The sequence below is a fragment of the Mycobacterium sp. TH-M103 genome (assembly GCF_057473785.1).
Genome location: NZ_JBYCLG010000210.1, coordinates 1 through 19,496 on the forward strand (window position 1 = coordinate 1; position 19,496 = coordinate 19,496).

Consider the following 19,496-nt stretch of genomic DNA (forward strand, 5'->3'; position numbering starts at 1 on the left):
GATCCTCATCGAGGAGCTCAAGGGCTCGCAGCCGCAGGCCGCCAAGCTCGCCGAATGGCTCAAGCTCGCGCTCGACGAACCGCACCTGCTCGAGACACTGGGCGCCGGCGCCAACCTGGGGGTGCTGGTGTCGGGCCCGGCCGGGGTGGGCAAGGTGACGCTGGTGCGCGCGGTGTGCGACGGCCGCCCGCTGGTGGAACTCAACGGCCCCGAGGTCGGCGCGCTGAGCCCCGCCGACCGGCTCGCGGCGGTGGCCGCGGCGGCGCAGCAGGTTCGCGGCGGCGGCGGTGTGCTGCTGATCGCCGACGTGGACGCCCTGCTGCCGGCCACCGCCGAGCCGGTGGCCGCCCTGATCCTCGGCGAGCTGCGCACCGCGGTGGCCACCGGGGGCGTCGCGTTGATCGCCACCACCGCGCGACCCGACCAGCTCGACGCCAGGCTGCGCGCCCCCGACCTGTGCGACCGGGAGCTGCGCCTACCGCTGCCGGACGCCGCGACGCGCAAGGCGTTGCTGGAGGCGCTGCTGAAGCCGGTGCCCACCGAGGCCCTTCGGCTCGAGGAGATCGCTTCCCGTACACCGGGTTTCGTCGTCGCTGATCTGGCCGCGCTGATGCGTGAGGCGGCGCTGCGGGCCGCGTCGCGGGCCAGCACCGACGGGCAGCCACCCCGGCTGAGCCAGGACGACCTGGCCGGCGCCCTCGGCGTCATCCGTCCGCTGTCCCGCTCGGCCGGCCAGGAACTGGCGGTCGGCAGCGTGACCCTCGACGACGTCGGCGACATGGCCGACGCCAAACAGGCGTTGACCGAGGCGGTCCTGTGGCCGCTGCAGCACCCCGACACCTTCGCGCGGCTGGGCGTCGACCCGCCCCGTGGCGTGCTGCTCTACGGCCCGCCCGGCTGCGGCAAGACCTTCGTGGTCCGCGCGCTGGCCAGCACCGGGCAGTTGAGCGTGCACGCGGTCAAGGGCTCGGAGCTGATGGACAAATGGGTGGGCAGCAGCGAGCGGGCGATCCGGGACCTGTTCCGCCGGGCCCGCGACTCCGCGCCGTCGTTGGTGTTCCTCGACGAGGTCGACGCGCTGGCACCCCGGCGCGGGCAGAGCTTCGACTCCGGCGTGAGCGACCGCGTGGTGGCCGCGCTGCTGACCGAACTCGACGGCATCGACCCGCTGCGCGACGTCGTCGTGCTCGGCGCCACCAACCGTCCCGATCTGATCGACCCCGCGTTGCTGCGGCCCGGACGGCTGGAGCGCCTGGTGTTCGTCGAACCGCCCGACGTCGCCGCCCGCGGCGAAATCTTGCGCACGGCAGGCAAATCGATACCGCTGAGCGCCGACGTGAACCTCGACGACATCGCCGCCGGGCTCGAGGGCTACAGCGCGGCCGACTGCGTGGCGCTGCTGCGGGAGGCGGCGCTGGCCGCGATGCGGCGGTCCATCGACGCCGCCGACGTGACGGCCGCCGACCTGGCGGCGGCCCGCGAAACCGTGCGCCCCTCACTGGATCCGGTGCAGGTGGATTCGCTGCGCGCGTTCGCCGCAGCCGGATAGGACCTCAGGGCTCCGAAATGGGTCGCCGCGTTCCGGGCCCCGCGTTTAACCGTGGATCGCGTTGTCCCACAACAGCTGCTTGCACAGCGCGGCCGACATCGGCGCCACGTTGGCCGCGATCTCGCGGGCGATCTCCATCGTGTGCTCGAAGACCTCGCCGGAGGGCAGCGCCCGGTTCCCGGCGACGACACGCAGGTCGGCCTGCAGCTCGATCGTCAGGCCGATGCCCACCGCGTGGCCGTTCACCGCCGCGAGAACGGGCTTGCGCAGCTCGAAGGCAGCCGGGTCGATCGGCGACGCCGAAAACGTCTCGTCTGCCGGGGAGTCGAAGGCGATGCGCCGCCGGAGAAGTCGGCGCCGGCGCAGAAGGCGCGGCCCACGCCGGTCAGCACGATCACCCGGACGTCGTCGTCGCGGTCGCATTCGGAGTACGCCGCACTGAGCAGCCGCCCCATCTCCGCGGTATAGGCGTTGAGGTGCTCGGGGCGGTTGAGGGTGAGCACGGCGACGCCCGCGGCGACCTCGACCGTCACCGCCGGGGTCATCGCGGCGCCCGGTGCAGGGCGGCGATCAGGTCGGCGACGTCCTGACCGCGCGGGGTGTAGCCCGGGAAATAACAGCACACCTCCCCGGCGTGCTCGCCGAACCGCTCTTCGATCTGCCGCGCGCACTCGTCGGGGCTTCCGGCGATCCCGATCCGGGCCACCATCGGTTCGGTGATCATCGCCCGCATCTCGGCGAAGCGGCCCTGCTTGGACAGCGCGTTGAGTTCGGGCTGGATGCCGGCCCACCCTTCGACCTCGAGCACCGGCAGGTAGGCCGGCGTCGAGCCGTAGAACCCGATCAGCGACGCCACCCCGTCGACCGCGGCCGCCAGGTCGTCCTCCTCGCGGCCCACGGCGACCATCGCCTGGGCCACGATCTGGAAGCCGCCCGGCGACCGCCCCGAACGGCGCAGCCCCTCGGCGACGGCGGGGATCGTGCGCTCGGCCAGATGGCGGGCGCTGTTGAACGGCATGACCAGCAACCCGTCGGCGAACTCGGCGGCCGTGCGGGTCATCACCGGGCCCAGCGCGCCCAGCAGCACCGGCGGCGGCCCGAACGGGTTGGGCCCGGGGTTGAAGTTGGGCGCCATGATCGTGTGCGTGAAGAACTCGCCGCGAAAATCCAGGCGGCTCTGGCCCTCCCACGCCGCGAAGATCGCCTTGATCGCCGTGACGGTTTCGGCCATGCGGGCCGCCGGCCGCTCCCACTTACTGCCGTAACGCTTTTCGATGTGGGCCTTCACCTGCGACCCCAGGCCGAGCCGGAACCGGCCGCCGCTGTACTCCTGAAGGTCGTAGGCCGCGTGCGCCAGGTGCAGCGGGCTGCGCGGCGGCGCGATCGCCACGTTGGTCATCAGGTCCAGGCGGGTCTCGCCGGCGGCGAGCAGCAGCGGGAAGAAGACGTCGTGCTGGCCCTCGAAGGTGAACAGGCCGTCTGCGCCCGCCGCGGCGATCTCGGTGGCGCTCGCCCGCGCGCCCGCCGGCGCGCCGTCGATCTGCAGATGCACCTTCATGTCAGGACAATTCGAATTCGACCACGTCGGCGAGCGCGTCGACGGCCTCGGCGAAGGCGGCCAGCCGCTCGGCGACCGACGGCGCCGCCAGCACGGCGTAGCGGTCGGCGGCCCCGATCGGGACGCGCGACGCCAGCGCGAAGAGCCGCTGCCCGGGATCCTCGCCCCCGGCCGGGCCCAACAACACCTCGCGGTCCGGCAGTTCGGCTCCGCGCGCGTCCGCGATGCGCGCGAACACGGCCATCACGCGGTCCTCGAGCTCGCGCACCTGGGCCGGGGTCACCGGGTCCCCCGGCTCGTCGGGCCAGCGCCGCACGGCGGCCCGCGGGTAGGGATCGTCGGGCAGCCACTCGCACACCCGGATCCGCTCGCCCGCCCGGCACAGCAGCGAGTAGCGGCCCGCGCCGTGGTCGACGCACTCGCCGATCGTGGCCAGGGCCCCGACGTCGCAGCGCGCATCGCCCCCGCCGACCTCGCGGCCGGCCGAGATCAGCACCACGCCGAACGGGTCGCCGCTCTCGATGCAGTGGCGCACCAGCGCGCCGTAGCGGGGCTCGAAGATCCGCAGCGGCAGGTCCTGGCCGGGCAGCAGCGCCGACTCCAGCGGAAACATCGCCAGCTCAAGGGTTTCGGCATCGGTCATGCGCGCTAGATCTCCAGCTCGGCCACCAGCGCGTCGACAACCGCGCGCAGGTCGCCCTCGTGTTCCTCGGCCACCCGACGCTGCCGCTGGTAGGACGCACCGTCCCGCCAGATATCGGCCACCGCCGCCAGCTCGTCGAGGCAGTTCAGCGATTTGGCGACGGGCTCCAGCCGGGTCAGCATGTCGGCGAGGTCGTCGGTGACCAGCCGCTCGTTGCTGTCGGCGTCCAGGATGATCACCGCGTCGAGGCCGTACCGGGCGGCCCGCCACTTGTTTTCCTGGACGTGCCAGGGCGGCATGGTCGGCAGCGTCTCGCCCGCCTCCAGCCGGCGGTCCAGGTCGACGATGAGGCAGTGCGTCAGGGCGACCAGCGCGCCCAGTTCCCGCAGGTTGGACACGCCGTCGCAGATCCGCACCTCGAGGGTGCCCAGATGCGGAGAAGGCCTGACGTCCCAACGGATCTCGTCCATGTGGTCGATGATGCCGGTCTTCTTCTGGTCGTAGACGAAGCCCTCGAACTCGGCCCAGGTCTGGAACTGGAACGGCAGCCCCGCGGTGGGCAGCTGCTGGAACATCATCGCCCGGTTGCTGGCGTAGCCGGTGTCCTCACCGGCCCACCACGGCGAGGACGCCGACAGCGCCAGCAGGTGCGGGTAATAGTTGAGCAGCGAGCTCATGATCGGCATCACCTGGTGCGCGGAGCGGATGCCCACGTGCACGTGCACCCCCCAGATCAGCATCTGGCGGCCCCACCACTGGGTGCGCTTGATCAACTCCGCGTAGCGCGGCGCGTCGGTGAGTTTCTGGGTGGACCACCGCGCAAATGGGTGGGTGCCGGAGGAGAACAACTCCATGCCGCGGTCCCGGACGATCCGCCGCGCCGGGCCCAGGGTTTGACGCAGGTCTTCGATAGCCTCCCCCGCGGTCTCGCAGACGCCGCTGACCACCTCGACGGTGTTGCGCAGCAATTCCTTGTGCACCCGCGGGTTTTCGCCGATCTCGGCGATCACCGAGGTGGCCTCGTTGCTCAGGTCGCGGGTTTCGGCGTCGACCAGCGCGAACTCCCACTCCACCCCGACCGTCGGCCGCGGCGAGCGGGCGAAGTCGATGCGGGTGTTGCCCCGGTTAGCCGGAACCGATGACACCGCACGCCACTCGCTTGCCGGCGTCACCGGTGTTCATCGTGGTCTGGTCGGCGCCCGGCGTGCCGTTGGTCTGCTGGTAGCGGTCCGGCGGGATGTTGGCGAAGTTGTCGGCACCGGCGTGGATGATGATCGCGGTCTTCTGGCCGGTCAGCAGGTCGTCCATGCCGAAGGCGTCGGTGGTGGTCTCGAGCATCCCCGTCCCGTCCTGGCGGACCTGAAGCGGCGGCAGGTAACCGCTGTCGGGCTGGGCAGAATGCCCGGGCGCCTGGAAATGCCCGCCGGCGGAGTTGAAGTCGCCGGGCGCGCCGCCACCGGGGGCGACCGAGTTGGGTTCGCACTTGCCCACCTTGTGGATGTGCACCCCGTGAAAGCCGGGCGCGAGGTGACCGGGGCCGGTCGTCGCGATCGTGACGGTGGCAAAACCGTCGGCGAAATCGAACTTGGCGGTCGCGACCTCGGCGCCGTCGGCGTTCTTGAGCACGGTGATGATGCTCTGCGCGGCCGGCGCCGCGTTCCCGGAGCCCGGGGACGCGGCGGGCGCGGGTGAGCCGGTCCAGACCGGCGGAGTGGTGCCCGGGGACGTCGCGGGGTTCTGGCCCGGCGAACAGGCACTCAGCAGGGCGGCGCAGGTGGCCAGTAAGCACGTCGACAGTGCGGACATGGTGGCGGCAGCGGCATTACGGTGACCGGCGAGCATAGGCATGACGAGAGCCTAACCCGGCGCCCCGAGACCGATCGAGCGGCCGGACGTCTCAGCCCGCCACCAGGACGATGACACCCGGCGGCTGGTCGCTGAGCGCGGGGATCCGCGTTTCCACGGGCGCGCCCAGCTTCTTGCCCACGGCGTCGGCGGTGGCATGCTCACCGTCGGCGTCGGTGAAGTACACCGTGGTGGTCGTGACGTCGGGCACCGTGAGGTTGCCGACCTCGGTGACCCGGAAGCCGGCGGAGGTCAGCTCGTCCTTGGTGCGCCCGGCGACGCCTTCCTTCGACGAGATGTTGTAGACCCGAACGTCCGCCTGGTCGGCCCGGGGCGTCGTCGTCGACGCGGCCGGGGAACTGGTGGTGCTGGTCATGCCGGAAACCGCCGACGCCGAGTCGTCGTCGGAGTTCCCCGAGCCGAGGGCCTGCCAGCCGAGCAGCAGGAAGATCACGCCGAGGAACAGCAGCACCATCACCATGGCCCGCAGCGGAAGCCCCGTGGAATCGGGGACGCGCTCTTTCATCGAGCCCACTGTAGCGAGTCAGGTCACCTCGAAGCCGAGCCGCCGCGCCGCGCGCGCCTTCTGCCGGCTCGCGCGCAGCCGCCGCAGCCGCTTCACCAGCATCGGGTCGGCGGCCAGCGCCTCGGGCCGGTCGACCAGCGCGTTGAGCACCTGGTAGTAGCGCGTCGCCGACATCGAGAAGAGCTCTTTGATGGCGTCTTCCTTCACCCCGGCGAATTTCCACCACTGGCGTTCGAACGCCAGGATGTCGTGTTCGCGTCGGGTGAGCCCATCGGCGATCTCAGCGTCGTCCCCCGACTGATTTGCCCGCGCCATGGCGCTGTCCATATTGCTTCCCCTGGACCCTTCCGGCGGATACTCGAATTGCTCTGGTGACGTAATTACGGGCATGTTTTGCGCGAACATTGAACCACGCCGCGAAGTCTGGTGCGGCGAACCCGGACCGCGAGTCGCCGTATTGCCCCGCATCTCGCCCACCCGGCCCGATCGCGCATCTCGCCCCCTCGCCGCTGCGCGGCTGGGAAGTACCCCCAACCTCGGGCCGCTTCGGCCCGCCCGCCTTCGCCGGGGGTCGACGCGCCTAAGCTAGCCGATCATGGCAGTCGTACCGATCCGCATCGTGGGGGACCCGGTGTTGCACACACCGACCGAACCCGTGCCGCTCGCCGCCGACGGCTCGCTGCCCGCCGAGGTGGCCGAGCTGATCTCCACGATGTACGACACCATGGACGCCGCGCACGGCGTCGGCCTTGCCGCCAACCAGATCGGGTACGGGTTGCGGGTTTTCGTCTACGACTGCGCCGACGACCGCGGGATGAGCGAGCGCCGCCGCGGCGTGGTCGTCAACCCGCTGCTGGAAACCTCCGAGGTGCCCGAGACGATGCCCGACCCAGAGGCCGACGACGAGGGCTGCCTGTCGGTCCCCGGCGAGTCCTTTCCCACCGGCCGGGCGAAGTGGGCGAAGGTGACCGGCCTGGACGCCGAGGGCAACCCGGTCACGCTCGAGGGCACCGGCCTGTTCGCGCGGATGCTGCAGCACGAAACCGGGCACCTCGACGGGTTCCTGTACCTGGACCGCCTCGTCGGCCGCTACGCCCGCGGCGCCAAGCGGGCCGTCAAGGCCCACGGCTGGGGTGTGCCCGGCCTGTCGTGGCTGCCGGGCGAGGGACCTGACCCGTTCGGTCACTGATGGTCGCGTGGCCAGAGCCCGGCACGCGGGTGGCGGTGCGCTACCGGCGCGCGAGCGGATCGGTCCCCCCGCTGACCGACGCGGTGGGGCACCTGCTGACGGTCGAGCCGGTGGTGCGCGTGCGGACGAAGACCGGCGCGGTCGTCGAGTTCGCCCCCGACGACGTCGTGGCGCTGCGGGTGCTGACCGACACACCGGTACGCACGTCCCAGATTCGCGCCCTTGAGCACGCGGCCGCGAGAGCCTGGCCCGGCGTCGAGCACACCTGGCTGGACGGCTGGCTGCTGCGGGCCGCGCCCGGCGCCGGCATGACGGTCAATTCGGCTTTGCCGCTTGATATTTCAGCTCACATGAGCACACTGCCCGCCATCGTCGACTGGTACCGGCGCCGCGGCCTGGCGCCGCGCCTGGCGATCCCGGACCGCTTGCTGTCGCTGCCGGCCAGGCTGACGACGGAACGCACCGAACAGGTTCTGGTGCGCGACGTCGCCGGCATGGCCACCGGCGACCCCGCCGCGGCCGTCACCCTCTCGGTCCGCCCGGACGACGGCTGGCTGCAGACGTCGCGGTCCGGGCCCGACATTCACACGCTGACCGCCGTCACTGACGGCGAGCTCAGGTTCGGCGTGCAACCGGGCGCCGCGGCCGCGCGCGCAGCGGTCACCGACGCCCCCGACGGCGCCCGCTGGGTGGGCCTGTGGGTGGCGGCCGCCGGCGACGCGGCCCCCGCTCGCCGAGTTTGCGAAACCCTGCTCGCCTGGGCCGCGGGGCGCGGCGCGACCCGCGGCTACCTGGCGGTCGGCGAGGACGCCGACCCGGCCCGGACCGCCGTCGCCGGCGCGCTGGGCTTCCGGCCGCACCACAGCCGCCGGTACTTCCCGGTCGGCGCTAGCGTCTAGTCATGCGGCTGGCCACCTGGAACGTGAACTCCATTCGCACCCGCCTCGACCGCGTCGTGGACTGGCTGGCCCGCGCCGACGTCGACGTGCTGGCCATGCAGGAGACCAAGTGCGCGGACAGCCAGTTCCCCACCCTGCCGTTCTTCGAACTCGGCTACGAGGTCGCCCACGTCGGCTTCAACCAGTGGAACGGCGTGGCGATCGCATCGCGGGTGGGCCTCGACGACGTGCAGGTCGGTTTCGACGGCCAGCCCGGCTGGAGCGCCAAACCCGGGCTGGACCCCGCCCCGGAAGCCCGCGCGCTGGGCGCCACCTGCGCCGGCGTGCGGGTGTGGAGCCTGTACGTGCCCAACGGCCGCACCCTGGCCGACCCCCACTACGGCTACAAGCTGGACTGGCTCGCCGCGCTGCGCGACGCGGCGGCCGGCTGGCTGCACGACGACCCCGCGGCGCAGATCGCCCTGGTGGGCGACTGGAATATCGCGCCCACCGACGAAGACGTCTGGAGCCCCGAATTCTTCGCCGGAGCCACCCACGTTTCCGAACCCGAGCGCCGGGCCTTCCAGGCCGTCGTCGACGCGCAATTCACCGACGTCGTGCGGCCATTCACGCCCGGCCCCGGCGTGTACACCTACTGGGATTACACCCAGCTGCGTTTTCCCAAGAGACAAGGCATGCGCATCGACTTCATCCTGGCCTCGCCGGCGTTGGCCGGCCGGGTGAGCGCCGCGCAGATCGTCCGAGAGGAACGTAAAGGAAAAGCGCCCAGCGACCACGCCCCGGTGCTGGTGGATTTGCGCGACGGCTAAACCGGATGGAGCGGTGGAAATTCGCCCGCGCCGGCTCGTTGTATTGCGACCAAGTAGCGTGGCAGGCTTTTGTTTGGAAAGATACAGGGAAAATTTCGTTGCCGCTGTTTACGTTCCGTTCAACGGGTATACAGGCGACGTCGACCGGTCGCCGCGAGGATGGCCGGAGATCAGGAGCCATCATGAGTGTCGTCGGTGGGGCAGCCCGAAGCGTGGGTAACGCCGTGAACCGCGCGGCCGACGCGGCCACCGCCGCCGCCGGCGCCGTGGGCGGCGCGGCGGTGAACGGGATCGTCGGCGGCGTCACAGGTGCCGCCGAAGGCATCAAGCGCGGCGTCAGCTCGGGCAGTCACTCCACGCCGGCGGCCGCGCTGGCCATGGGCGCGCTCGGGGTGGCCGGCCTGGTCGAGTGGCCAGTGCTGCTGGCCGTGGGCGGTGGCGCGCTGCTGCTGCACCGCATGCACCGCAGAACCGAACCGCCCCCCAAGGCCAACCTGAAGCCGGTGCCGACGGACGACGCGCCGAAGAAGGCGGTGCCCCAGAAGGCCGCCAAGCCGGCGGCCAAGAAGACGGCCGGGCGCCGGCCGGGCGCGAGCGAGTTGCGCAGCACCAACTAGTCGGGGATCCGTTGAGCAGCCCTTGAGCATTGCCGCCTCTTCCATTCGAATACCGCTGCGCGTCCTGGTCTCCGGGGTCCGGACCACCACCGCCCTGGCCGGCGCGTCCCTGAACATCGCGGCCATTCCGCTGCGCGAGGGTGCCCGGGCGATCGCGGGCGAGTTGCCCGGGCAGACCCCCGCCGAACCCGCGGCGCCTCCGGTGGAGCCGCCCGCAACGGGCGCGGTGCCGGTGATCAGGGCGGTGACCGTGGCCGCCAACGCGGCCGGGCTGGGCATCGCGCTGACCGGACGCGTCCTGCACTGGCCGCGGGCGCCGATCGGTGTGCTGGCGGGCGTCGTCGCGGTGGACTATCAGCCCTGGGCGCGGCGGCTGGTCGAGAACGCCATCGGCCGGCCCGCGACGGACACCGTGCTGGCCCTGGCCGGGGTGGCCGCCGAGACCGTCACCCAGTCCCCGGGGGCGTTGTCGGTGGGTCTGCTCATGCAGTCCCTGCGCGCCGCCGAGAGCCGCGCCGAGGCGCGGGTGTGGCGCCTGCACGAAGCGGAACTGGCGCGCCGCGCCGAGTGGGAGGCCCCGACGCCCGAGCGCCGGCCGCGGCCCGCCAGACCCCTGGACGCCGCCGGCCGCCGTTTCGCGCTGATGCAGGCCGTCAGCGCCGGCCTGATCGGTGCCACCACCCGCAGCGTGCACCTGGCCGCGACCGCGGTGCTGGTGACCGCGCCCAAGGCGAGCCGCACCACACCCGAGGCGTTCGCCGCGGCGCTCGGGCACGGATTGGCCGATCGGCACGCGGTGCTGACGCTGCGGCCCGACGCCCTGCGCCGCCTGGACCGAATCGACGCGATCGTCGTCGACCCCAGGGCGTTGTGCACCAGCGGCCTGCAGGTGGCCCGCGTGCGCGGCGCCGCCGAGGACGAGGTGCCCGCGGCGTGGAACCGCGCCCAGCTCGTCCTGGCCAGGGACGGTCTGCGGGCCGGCTGGCACCCGGTCCCCGGGATCTCGGCCGCCGATCCGGGTTCCGCGGTCGAGGCACTGTTCCGCCCGCCCCACGATCCGCTGGCCGCGGCGGTGGTCGCCGAGGCCCACCGGTCGGGGGCCGACCTGGTGTCGGTCGACGTCGACGCGCTGGGCGAGCTGCGGCACGCGTTCGACGACCTCCGAGCGCCCGGCGGCCGACCCCTGGACGACGCGCTCGCCGCGACGGTCGCCGACCTGCAACGCGCGGGCCGCTCCGTCGCGGTGCTGTCCGCGCTGCCGGGCCGCACCCTGGCCAAGGCCGACGTGGCGCTGGGCATTCTGCCGCGCCACGACACCGATCCCCTCCCCTGGGAGGCCGACCTGCTGCTGCCCGACCTGGCCGCCGCGTGGCGGGTGCTGCGCGCCCTCCCGGCGGCCCGGGCCGCCACCCGGCGCGGCGCCGGGATAGCGGCCGGGGCGACGGCCATGGGGTCGCTGCTTATGATCCCCGGCGTGCGCGGCCTGGGGCCCGGGCCGATCAACACCGGCGCGGCGGCGGGGCTGCTGGCGGGATACCTGCTGGCCCGCGGCATCATCGGCGCCGAGGCGCCCCGGCCGGGCCCGGTGCACGACTGGCATGCGATGTCGGTCGAGCAGGTCCGCGCGGTGCTGCCCGCGCCCGAGTCGGACCCGGCCGGCGAGCCGGGCCGGCTCGCGCTGGCCGCGATCGGCGCCGCGCAGCCCGACACCCGGGCGCGTGCGTTCCTGCAGTTCCTCGAGGCGGTGCGCGCCGAGTTGACCGACCCGCTGACGCCCGTGCTGGCGCTGGGCTCGGCGGCCAGCGCGGTGCTCGGTTCGCCCGTGGACGCGGTGCTGGTCTTCTCGGTGCTGGCCGCGAACTCGATGCTGGCGGCCAGCCAGCGGCTGCGGGCCGAGAACCGACTGAATCACCTTCTGGCGCAACAGATCCCGCCCGCCCGCAAGCTGGTGATTGGGCCGGACGGGCAGCGGGTCTACGCCGACGTCATCGCCGCGCAGCTGCAGCCCGGCGACCTGATCGAGGTCCGCACGCACGAGGTGGTGCCCGCCGACGCGCGGATCGTCGAGGAAGTCGACGTCGAGGTCGACGAGTCGACGCTGACCGGGGAGTCGCTGTCGGTGGAGAAGCAGGTCGAGGCCACGCCCGGCGCCGACCTCGCCGAGCGCCGCTGCATGCTCTACGCCGGCACCACCCTGGAGGCGGGCACCGCGGTCGCCCTGGTGACCGCGGTCGGCGCCGACACCCAGGAGCGCCGCGCCGCCGAGCTGGTGTCCGCCGACCTGTCCTCCGAGGTCGGCCTGCAGCACCAGCTCAGCCAGCTCACCAACCGGGCCTTCCCCGTCAGCGTGACCGGCGGCGCCCTGGTCGGCGCGCTGGGCATGCTGCGGCGCACGGCGCTGCGCGAGGCGGTGGCCAGCGGCATCGCGATCGCCGTGGCCGCGGTGCCCGAGGGCATGCCGCTCGTGGCGACGCTCGCCCAGGCTGCGTCGGCGCGACGGCTGACCAGGTTCGGCGCGCTGGTCCGGGTGCCGCGTTCGGTGGAGGCGCTGGGCCGCATCGACGTGGTCTGTTTCGACAAGACGGGAACCCTCAGCGAGAACCGCCTGCGCGTCACGGACGTCCACCCGGCGCCGGGACACTCCCGCGAGGAGGTGCTGCGCTGCGCCGCCCACGCCGCCCCCACCTCCAACGGCGACCCGCACGTGCACGCCACCGACGCCGCCATCGTGGCGGCGGCCGCCGAGGCCCTCGGGACCCCGACGGCCGTGCCGCCACAGGACGCGCACCTCCCCTTCCGGTCCGGCAGGTCGTTCTCGGCGTCGGTCACCGATCACGAACTCACCGTCAAGGGGGCGCCCGAGGTCGTGCTGGCCGCCTGCGGCGCCCCGGGCCCCGAGCCCGCGGTCGGCGAGCTGGCCGCCCGCGGGCTGCGGGTCATCGCGGTGGCGCGGCGGCGGCTCACCCCGCAGCAGGCGCGGCGGCTCCGCGACGACCCCGACGGCATCGCCGACTACTGCTCGGACGGTCTGACGCTGGCCGGGTTCCTCGGCCTGTCCGACACCCCGCGCGCCGAAGCCGCCGGCCTGCTGGCCGAACTCCGGCGGCAGCAGGTGGGCGTCAAGCTGATCACCGGCGACCACCCGATCACCGCCACGGCCATCGCCACCGAACTGGGGCTGGCGGTCGGAGCTGACGAGGTGATCAGCGGTTGCGAGTGGGACGCGCTGTCGCGCAAGGATCAGGAACGCGTCGTGACCGAACGGGTGATCTTCGCGCGGATGACACCGGAGAACAAGGTCCAGGTCGTGCAGACGCTGGAAGCCGCCGGCGTGCTGTGCGCGATGGTCGGCGACGGCTCCAACGACGCGGCCGCGATCCGCGCCGCCTCCGTCGGCATCGGCGTCGTCGCCGGCGGCAGCGACCCGGCGCACATGGCGGCCGACGTGGTGCTGGTCGACGCCCGCATCGAGGCCCTGGTGCAGGCCATCGAAGAGGGACGCCAGCTCTGGCAGCGGGTGCAGTCGGCGGTCTCGGTGCTGCTCGGCGGCAACGCCGGGGAGGTGCTGTTCGCGATCATCGGCAGCGCGCTGACGGGTACCTCGCCGCTGAACACCCGGCAGCTGCTGCTGGTGAACATGATGACCGACGCGCTGCCGGCCGCGGCGCTCGCCGTCAGCAAGCCCAGGGGTCCCGTCAACCCGGGGCTGCGCGGCCCGGATCAGCCCGCGCTGTGGCGCGCCGTCGCCGTCCGCGGCACGACCACGGCCGCGGCGGCGACGGCGGCGTGGGCGATGGCGGGGGTCACCGGCCTGCCCCGGCGCGCCTCCACCGTCGCGCTGGTGGCCCTGGTGGGCGCGGAGCTGGGCCAGACGCTGCTGGATTCGCACGCACCGCTGGTGCTGCTCACCACGGTCGGCTCGATGGCCACGATGGCCACCCTGATCAGCATCCCGGTGGTCAGCCAGCTACTCGGCTGCACTCCGCTGGATCCGCTCGGCTGGGCGCAGGCTCTGGGAAGCGCCGCGGCCGCGACGGTCGCCCTGGCCGTGGTGAACGGTATCGCGGAGAGATGGGGCAGTCCGGACACAGATCCGCCGATTGACGGCGCGGCCGCTCGGTCGGGACAATCTCCACAATCCCCACGCGCCACAACAACGCATAGACGTGCCTCAGGGGCACGGCGAGCGCCGAAGCAACCGGCGATATCAGCGGATCCGCCAGGGTTTCGGACATTGTCATAACCCCGACCGTTGCCGGGTGACCCGGCGGGGCGGGAAACCCTTCGTTACAGAAAGGCAAATGATGGCGGAAAAGCAGGCGCGCCGGGGAACGCCGCAACACGAGGCGGTGCAGAGGATCCGCGAGGGCGAGACGTTTGCAGTGAATCTGCCGCTGGTGGGGCAGGTGGAGATTCCGCGGCCCGAGCAGCTGGCGTACTACGGCGGACTGGCCGCCCTGGCGGCCTTCGAACTCATCGACTGGCCGGTGGCCCTCGTCATCGCCGCCGGCCACATCATGGCGAACAACCACCACAACAAGTTGCTCGAGGAACTCGGCGAGGCGATGGAGGAGGTCTGACACGCCCTAGCCGGTCAGAGCGTGGTCGAACTCCAGCGTGACCCGAGTGCCGGCGGGGGTGCGCACGGTGTCGACGCGGTCGGCCAGGCCCCCCATCAGCGTGAGGCCGCGCCCGCGACGCCGGTTGCGCATGCTGGCCGACGAATCGCTGACCCACTGCCCGGTGTCGCTGACGGTGATCGCGACGGTGTCCCGGCGCAGGAACGCCTCGACGGAGACGGTCTTGTGCGGCTCGCCCCCGCTGCCGTGCTCGATCGCGTTGGTGACGGCTTCGCCCGCCGCCAGCAAGATGTCCAGCTCGCGGCGAGGGACGACGGCGATGCTGTTCAGCCAGCCCCGGAGCCGGCCGCGCGCGACGGGGATCTGCGCCGCCGCGGCGGGCACCACCGTGGCGAAGCTGAGCGCGGCCGCGTGGCTGGGACGCAGCGCCAGCAGCACGACGTCGTCGCGGAAGCCGGCTGCCGGGCTCATCCGCCGCAGCAGCTCGTTGCAGAGGGACTCGACCGGCAGGTCGGCGCAGTCCGCGGCCACGGACTTCAGGCGCGCGAACCCGTCGTCGAGCGTCTCGCCGAGCCGCTCGATGAGCCCGTCGGTGTAGAGCAGGATCAGGCTGCCCGGTTGCAGCCGCGTCGTCGCCGTGGCGGTGGGCGCGTCGTCGCGGGCGGCGCTTTCGGTGACGGCGACCGGGGGACGGCGGCCGGACTCCAAGAAGACCGGGGCCCGGTCGGCCGGGATGACCAGCGGGTAGGGGTGCCCGGCGCAGCTGTAGCTGACGGTGGCGGCCCCCGCCTCGGCCCCGGCGTCCACGAGGGCATAGGCCACGGTCGCGCAGCGGGCGCCCGTGACGCTGGCCGCGTACCGGTCCAACGCCGTCAGCACCGCGTCCGGTTCGGGGGCGGTGAGCGCCGAGGCGGCCACCACGGCGCGCAGCCTGCTCATCACGATCGCGGCGGACAGGCCGTGCCCGACGACGTCGCCGACCGATATCCCGACCCTGCCCGCCGCGGCTAGCGGGGTGACCGAATACCAGTCGCCGCCGACGCGCATCGCCTCCCCGGCCGGCTGGTACACCGCCGCGACGACCCCCGCGGTCGAGCCGCGGTTGAGGTCGAGCAGGTGTTCCTGGAAGTCGACGGCGATGCGGTGTTCGCGCGCCATCACCCGGACCCTGTCCAGGGCCGACTGGGTGAGCTCGGCCATCCGGCGGAAGGTCTCGAGTTCGGCGGCTTCGAACTGGCGCGGCGCGGGCCACAGCAACGCCAGCACGCCCGCGACCCGGCCCGCGCCGTCGCGCAGCGGGTGCGCGACACACGCGCGGACGTTGGCCGCGGTGTCCTGCACCGCGTGCTGGTAGCGCGCCGGGAGGTCGAACGTGTCGGGGATGATCATCGGCTCGCCGGTGCGCACGACGTCCGCGCCGACCAGCGGGGCGTCGATTGAGGCCACGTGGTAGCGGTCGCGTAGCTCCCTGGGGAGGTCGCCGGCGTACTCGAACCGGATGTGCCGCTCGCCGTCGACCACCCCGATCGTGACCGCCGCGGCGTCACCGGAGCCGAAGGGCGAGTTGGAGAACGCTTCGAGGATCCCCGCCACCGAGTCGGCGGACTGCAGCGCCGAGTCGAGCTGCACCAGATCGGCGGCGAGCCGCTGGTGGGCCTCGCGTTGCTGGCGGTCGCGCTCCCGGCCCACCGCGGACAGCCGGGAGGCCAGCCGGTCCACGAGTTCCTGCGAGCGGAACGGCTTGGGCAGGTAGTCGTCGGCCCCGCCGGCGAAGCCCTCGGTGATGGCCTCGGCGCCGGCCCGCGCGGACAGCATGAGGACCGGCGTGGCCGCCAACGCCGGATCCGCGCGAATGGCCGCCACCAGCCCGAACCCGTCGACACCGGGCATCATGACGTCGGTCACGATCGCGTCGGGGTGCCACCTGCGCGCGGCGGCCAGCGCCGAGCCCCCGTCGGCGACGAGGACGGTCTCGTAGTGCGCGGACAGCACCCGGTTCAGGTGGGCCCGCATGTCGGCGTTGTCGTCGGCGATGAGCACCACCGGGCGACCGGGCGCACCGGCTGCGGCCGGCTCCTCGGCGGGCCCCGACTGCACCCACTGCGTCGCCTCGGCCACGTACGGGTTGGTCGCGTCGAGCGTCTCGTCGAGCAGCTTGGCGGGCGAATGATCGACCGCGGCGCCGTCGACCGATTCCGGCAGCCGGATCGTCACCGTGGTCCCGCGATCGACCTTGCTGTCGATGTGCACGCTGCCGCGGTGCAGCTCGACCAGGCCGCGGACCAGCGACAGCCCGATTCCGGTGCCCTCCACGCTGCGGCCCCGCGCCGTGTCGGCCCGGTAGAAGCGCTCGAACAGCCGGTCCAGGTCGTCGGCGCCGATCCCGACCCCCGTGTCGCGGACCGCTACCACGCAGCACCCGGCCTCGGCGCGCACCCCGACCGAGATCGAGCCCCGCAGCGTGTATTTGACCGCGTTGGACAGCAGGTTCAACACGATCGTCTCCCACATGCCGGGGTCGACGTCGGCGGTCGCCGCGGCGCAGTCCAGCACGAGGTCGAGCCCCGCCCGGTCACACAGCTCGCTGAACGACGACGCGATGTGCTCGGTGAGCGCGCCGACGTCGGTGCACACCAGCTTCGCTTTCGCCCGGCCGGCCTCGATGCGGGAGAAGTCGAGCAACGAGTCGACCAGCCGCTGCAGGCGGCGCGCGTTGCGCCCGGCGGTGCTCAGCCGTTCGGCCAGGATGCTCCCGGGCGGCGCGTCGAACAGGGCGTCGTCGAGCGGCCCGAGCAGCAGCGCCAGGGGGGTGCGGAACTCGTGGCTGACGTTGGTCAGGAAGGCCGTCTTGGCCCGGTCCAGCTCGGCCAGCGCGTCGGCCCGCTGCCGCTGCTGCTCGAAGGAGGAAATCTGCGCGAACGTCGACGACAACTGGTCGGCCAGCAGCTGGCAGAAGCCGCGGTACAGCGTGTCCAGGCGACGTCGCGGAGCGAGCCCCGCCACCAGCGCACCGGCCGTCGATGCTTCGCCGAGGGGCAACACCAGCGCCTGCTGCGGGCAGTCGTCGCCCAGGACCTCGCCGATACCCGGGATGGCCGCAGGCACGTCGTCGACGAGCCGCAACTCGGCCCGGGAGCGCGACGCCGAATCCGGTTCGATCAGCTCCTCCAGCGTGCGGGGCAACAGCCCCGACACGGTCGGCGTCGCGCCGCACAGCGCCAGCCGGCCCGAATCCGCCTCCTGGACGTAGACGGCGACGAACGGCAGGTCGGCGGGCTGGCCCGCGCACACCGCGACGGCGGCCTCGACCGCATCGTCGAAGCTGCGCGCCTCCGTCGTCGCCGCCGCCACCGCGTTGAGCAGGTGCAGGCGGCGCTCGCCCAGCACCCGGTCGGTGGTCTCGTAGGACGGGCAGAAGATGCCGAAGGGCCGGCCCTCGGCGGAGATCAGCGGGCTGTAGGTGAACGAGAAGTAGCGTTCCTCGCGCCGGCCGGCGGTGACCATCGGCAGCATCAGGTCACGCGACCAGGTCGCCTCCCCACTGGCGACCACCCCGGCCAGCATCGAGCCGATCGAGTCCCAGATGTCCCACCACACGTCGCGCCCGGGCTGGCCGAGGGCGGCCGGGTGTTTGTCGCCGAGGATCTCGATGTAGGCCTCGTTGTACACCAGGAACAGGTCGTCGGTGCCGAGCCACAGCACGAGCGGGAACCGTGACGTCAGCGTCGTGGCCACGGCTGCGCGCATCTCGGCGGGCCACTGCTGCGGCGGGCCCAGCGGGTGGGCCGCCCAGTCGAACTCGGCGAACCGCCGGCCCATCTCCCCGCCCAGCGCGGCCGCAGCCGCGAGGTCCGCCGGTAGCCCTCCGTTCATTGCCGCCGCTCGCGCTGCAGTGCCTGCGGCAGCGTCGGGTAGATGTCGAAGACACGATCGAGCTCGGTGACCTGGATCGGCCGCAGCACGTGGTCGTTGGCGGCGACGAGGCGGACCGCCGTCCCGGCCGCCTGGCCCGCCTCGTGGCAGTCGAGCACCGCGTTCAGGGCCGCGCTGCCGAAGAAATCGACCGCTTGCAGGTCGAGGACGACCAGCCTGGCCGGGTGCGTGGCGGCCAGCTCGAGCGCCGAGGTGAGCTGAGCGGTGAGCTCGTCGACGGTACTGGAATCGACATCACCTTTGATCCGGACCACCACGGCATCCTCGTGGGCCTCGTGTTCGACCGCCAACAATTCCGCGCCTCTCGCCCGACGGACGTGTCAAATTGCCGCAGAGCCCGATGACGCGGCACGCGGATGCGTTTGTCGCGCACCGCAATGTCTGGATTCTAACCCCGCCCGACCGACCGCGTCCGCGATTGCGGTGGTCAGCCGCCCTCTTCCGGGGGAATGCGTTCGTGCACCGTCAACAGCAGGTGGTCGAACTGACTCTGCACGGCGGCCGTCGGCGCCGCCAGGGTCGAGACCTCGTCGAGCAACTGCCTGGCCAGCGAGCGCAGTTTGGTGTTGGTCTCCTGGGAGCGCCACTGCAGCACCCGGAAGGCCTGTTCTGCGCTGACCCGGTAGACGAACATCAGCACACCCTTGGCCTGCTCGATGGCCGCGCGGCTCTCGAACAGGTCGGGCAGGGCGGCGTCGAGCAACTCTTGGCGGGCCTCGTCGAAGGTGGCGGTGAGGTCGATGTAGTAACCGGCGGTGCCCACCACGACGCCCCGCTCGTCGAGCATCCGGTCGGCCGCCACGATCGCGTCGTGCACCCGGCCCGTGGTGTCGATGAAGCGGTGCCGGCTCGAGAACGGTTGCCCCGACTGCAGCGCGTAGTCGAGCAGATCCTGGAGGTGCGCCCGGTCCTCGGGATGTTTGTGCGAGAGCAGCAGTTTCGTCGTCGGCGTCACGGCGCCCGGTTCGTAGCCGTGCATCCTGGCGACCTCGTCCGACCATTCCCAGCGCTGGCCCAGGAACCAGAACCGGAAGGCGCCGACGTTCAGGTAGCCCGGAGCCGTCCCGACCAGCCCGGGCGGCTGTTCGCGGGTTCCCATGGGCGTCTCGGAACCCGTGCCCGGGAGCTGGTACACCTGCATATCTTCCCACTCCGCACGAAGCCTGACCACCCGCCCGGGTGCCGGACGGGCCCGGGCGGGGGTAGCCTCGCTGAGAGGTCGATCAACAGAACACACCGCGGGAGCGCATGGCCAGTGCGCTGAGAGGACGGCTCGGGGCCGTCGACCGTACGAACCTGACCGGGTAATGCCGGCGTAGGGAGATGACAGGATGACCACAACCATCGA

The 19,496-nt window shown here is 72.5% G+C and carries 16 protein-coding genes, 2 pseudogenes and 1 riboswitch; of the genes and pseudogenes, 7 read left to right on the forward strand and 11 right to left on the reverse strand.

The features are described from left to right. Nucleotides 1-1,549: AAA family ATPase (locus AC2VOR_RS11960; RefSeq protein WP_486963851.1), on the forward strand; the 1,549-nt coding region annotated here is incomplete at its 5' end. A gap of 51 nt (nt 1,550-1,600) precedes the next feature. On the opposite strand, the pseudogene AC2VOR_RS11965 reads toward AC2VOR_RS11960, so the two are convergent. From AC2VOR_RS11965 to napA, 7 genes and pseudogenes are all read right to left on the reverse strand, one after another. Then, nucleotides 1,601-2,094 (reverse strand): annotated as a pseudogene (locus AC2VOR_RS11965) (enoyl-CoA hydratase-related protein); the annotation flags it as partial. Beyond that, the gene (locus tag AC2VOR_RS11970; RefSeq protein ID WP_369740875.1) at nt 2,091-3,107 is read right to left on the reverse strand and encodes a TIGR03617 family F420-dependent LLM class oxidoreductase; all 1,017 of its coding nucleotides are present in this window, start codon (nt 3,105-3,107) and stop codon (nt 2,091-2,093) included. The pseudogene AC2VOR_RS11965 and the gene AC2VOR_RS11970, both read right to left, overlap by 4 nt. 1 nt (nt 3,108) lies before the next feature. Next, the gene (locus AC2VOR_RS11975) at nt 3,109-3,750 is read right to left on the reverse strand and encodes an LON peptidase substrate-binding domain-containing protein (protein ID WP_369740876.1); all 642 of its coding nucleotides are present in this window, start codon (nt 3,748-3,750) and stop codon (nt 3,109-3,111) included. 5 nt (nt 3,751-3,755) lie between these two features. Then, nucleotides 3,756-4,895: a glutamate--cysteine ligase gene (locus AC2VOR_RS11980; RefSeq protein ID WP_369741780.1), complete on the reverse strand. Its 1,140-nt coding sequence runs from the start codon at nt 4,893-4,895 to the stop codon at nt 3,756-3,758. Continuing rightward, complete coding sequence (sodC, locus tag AC2VOR_RS11985) at nt 4,876-5,598, reverse strand: superoxide dismutase[Cu-Zn] (RefSeq protein ID WP_369740877.1); 723 nt, start codon at nt 5,596-5,598, stop codon at nt 4,876-4,878. The genes AC2VOR_RS11980 and sodC overlap by 20 nt, the downstream gene beginning before the upstream one ends. 49 nt (nt 5,599-5,647) lie before the next feature. Then, nucleotides 5,648-6,121, reverse strand: a complete 474-nt coding sequence (locus AC2VOR_RS11990) for a LytR C-terminal domain-containing protein (protein ID WP_369740878.1) — start codon at nt 6,119-6,121, stop codon at nt 5,648-5,650. Nucleotides 6,122-6,139: 18 nt separating this feature from the next. After that, complete coding sequence (gene napA, locus AC2VOR_RS11995) at nt 6,140-6,448, reverse strand: nucleoid-associated protein NapA (protein WP_369740879.1); 309 nt, start codon at nt 6,446-6,448, stop codon at nt 6,140-6,142. 268 nt (nt 6,449-6,716) lie between these two features. Between napA and AC2VOR_RS12000 the strand changes: the two genes are divergently transcribed. The 5 genes and pseudogenes from AC2VOR_RS12000 to AC2VOR_RS12020 form a co-directional block, all read left to right on the forward strand. Next, nucleotides 6,717-7,310: a peptide deformylase gene (locus AC2VOR_RS12000; RefSeq protein WP_369740880.1), complete on the forward strand. Its 594-nt coding sequence runs from the start codon at nt 6,717-6,719 to the stop codon at nt 7,308-7,310. Then, nucleotides 7,310-8,209, forward strand: coding sequence for an N-acetylglutamate synthase, CG3035 family (locus tag AC2VOR_RS12005; protein ID WP_486963852.1), 900 nt, complete (start codon nt 7,310-7,312; stop codon nt 8,207-8,209). Before AC2VOR_RS12000 ends, AC2VOR_RS12005 begins: the two co-directional genes overlap by 1 nt. 2 nt (nt 8,210-8,211) lie before the next feature. Further along, entirely contained in the window at nt 8,212-9,018 is an 807-nt protein-coding gene (locus AC2VOR_RS12010) for an exodeoxyribonuclease III (RefSeq protein ID WP_369740882.1), read from the forward strand. 182 nt (nt 9,019-9,200) lie between these two features. Beyond that, nucleotides 9,201-9,635 (forward strand): hypothetical protein, encoded by a 435-nt coding sequence (locus tag AC2VOR_RS12015; protein ID WP_369740883.1) that lies wholly within the window; start codon nt 9,201-9,203, stop codon nt 9,633-9,635. A gap of 1,864 nt (nt 9,636-11,499) precedes the next feature. Further along, nucleotides 11,500-13,626: pseudogene (locus AC2VOR_RS12020) on the forward strand (cation-translocating P-type ATPase); the annotation flags it as partial. Here AC2VOR_RS12020 and AC2VOR_RS12025 read toward each other — a convergent pair. Beyond that, the gene (locus AC2VOR_RS12025; protein ID WP_369741781.1) at nt 13,595-13,876 is read right to left on the reverse strand and encodes an Rv1535 domain-containing protein; all 282 of its coding nucleotides are present in this window, start codon (nt 13,874-13,876) and stop codon (nt 13,595-13,597) included. The pseudogene AC2VOR_RS12020 and the gene AC2VOR_RS12025 sit on opposite strands and share 32 nt — an antisense overlap. 63 nt (nt 13,877-13,939) lie before the next feature. On the opposite strand from AC2VOR_RS12025, the gene AC2VOR_RS12030 reads away from it, so the two are divergent. Beyond that, complete coding sequence (locus AC2VOR_RS12030; protein WP_369741782.1) at nt 13,940-14,215, forward strand: hypothetical protein; 276 nt, start codon at nt 13,940-13,942, stop codon at nt 14,213-14,215. Nucleotides 14,216-14,221: 6 nt separating this feature from the next. Here AC2VOR_RS12030 and AC2VOR_RS12035 read toward each other — a convergent pair whose 3' ends face one another. The 3 genes from AC2VOR_RS12035 to AC2VOR_RS12045 form a co-directional block, all read right to left on the reverse strand. After that, nucleotides 14,222-18,088, reverse strand: coding sequence for a SpoIIE family protein phosphatase (locus tag AC2VOR_RS12035; RefSeq protein WP_369740884.1), 3,867 nt, complete (start codon nt 18,086-18,088; stop codon nt 14,222-14,224). Beyond that, nucleotides 18,085-18,441, reverse strand: coding sequence for an STAS domain-containing protein (locus AC2VOR_RS12040; RefSeq protein WP_369740885.1), 357 nt, complete (start codon nt 18,439-18,441; stop codon nt 18,085-18,087). Before AC2VOR_RS12040 ends, AC2VOR_RS12035 begins: the two co-directional genes overlap by 4 nt. A 134-nt stretch (nt 18,442-18,575) precedes the next feature. Beyond that, nucleotides 18,576-19,247, reverse strand: coding sequence for a PAS and ANTAR domain-containing protein (locus tag AC2VOR_RS12045; RefSeq protein WP_486963853.1), 672 nt, complete (start codon nt 19,245-19,247; stop codon nt 18,576-18,578). A 129-nt stretch (nt 19,248-19,376) separates the two neighbouring features. Then, a riboswitch (TPP riboswitch) is annotated at nt 19,377-19,487 on the forward strand. Nucleotides 19,488-19,496: the final 9 nt, after the last annotated feature.

Bases quoted from the DNA above. Each gene is read 5' to 3' on its own strand.
- AC2VOR_RS11970 (WP_369740875.1), bottom strand. From the start codon at position 3,107: ATGAAGGTGCATCTGCAGATCGACGGCGCGCCGGCGGGCGCGCGGGCG.
- AC2VOR_RS11975 (WP_369740876.1), bottom strand. From the start codon at position 3,750: ATGACCGATGCCGAAACCCTTGAGCTGGCGATGTTTCCGCTGGAGTCG.
- sodC (WP_369740877.1), bottom strand. From the start codon at position 5,598: ATGCCTATGCTCGCCGGTCACCGTAATGCCGCTGCCGCCACCATGTCC.
- AC2VOR_RS11990 (WP_369740878.1), bottom strand. From the start codon at position 6,121: ATGAAAGAGCGCGTCCCCGATTCCACGGGGCTTCCGCTGCGGGCCATG.
- napA (WP_369740879.1), bottom strand. From the start codon at position 6,448: ATGGACAGCGCCATGGCGCGGGCAAATCAGTCGGGGGACGACGCTGAG.
- AC2VOR_RS12000 (WP_369740880.1), top strand. From the start codon at position 6,717: ATGGCAGTCGTACCGATCCGCATCGTGGGGGACCCGGTGTTGCACACA.
- AC2VOR_RS12005 (WP_486963852.1), top strand. From the start codon at position 7,310: ATGGTCGCGTGGCCAGAGCCCGGCACGCGGGTGGCGGTGCGCTACCGG.
- AC2VOR_RS12010 (WP_369740882.1), top strand. From the start codon at position 8,212: ATGCGGCTGGCCACCTGGAACGTGAACTCCATTCGCACCCGCCTCGAC.
- AC2VOR_RS12015 (WP_369740883.1), top strand. From the start codon at position 9,201: ATGAGTGTCGTCGGTGGGGCAGCCCGAAGCGTGGGTAACGCCGTGAAC.
- AC2VOR_RS12025 (WP_369741781.1), bottom strand. From the start codon at position 13,876: ATGACAATGTCCGAAACCCTGGCGGATCCGCTGATATCGCCGGTTGCT.
- AC2VOR_RS12030 (WP_369741782.1), top strand. From the start codon at position 13,940: ATGGCGGAAAAGCAGGCGCGCCGGGGAACGCCGCAACACGAGGCGGTG.
- AC2VOR_RS12035 (WP_369740884.1), bottom strand. From the start codon at position 18,088: ATGAACGGAGGGCTACCGGCGGACCTCGCGGCTGCGGCCGCGCTGGGC.
- AC2VOR_RS12045 (WP_486963853.1), bottom strand. From the start codon at position 19,247: ATGGGAACCCGCGAACAGCCGCCCGGGCTGGTCGGGACGGCTCCGGGC.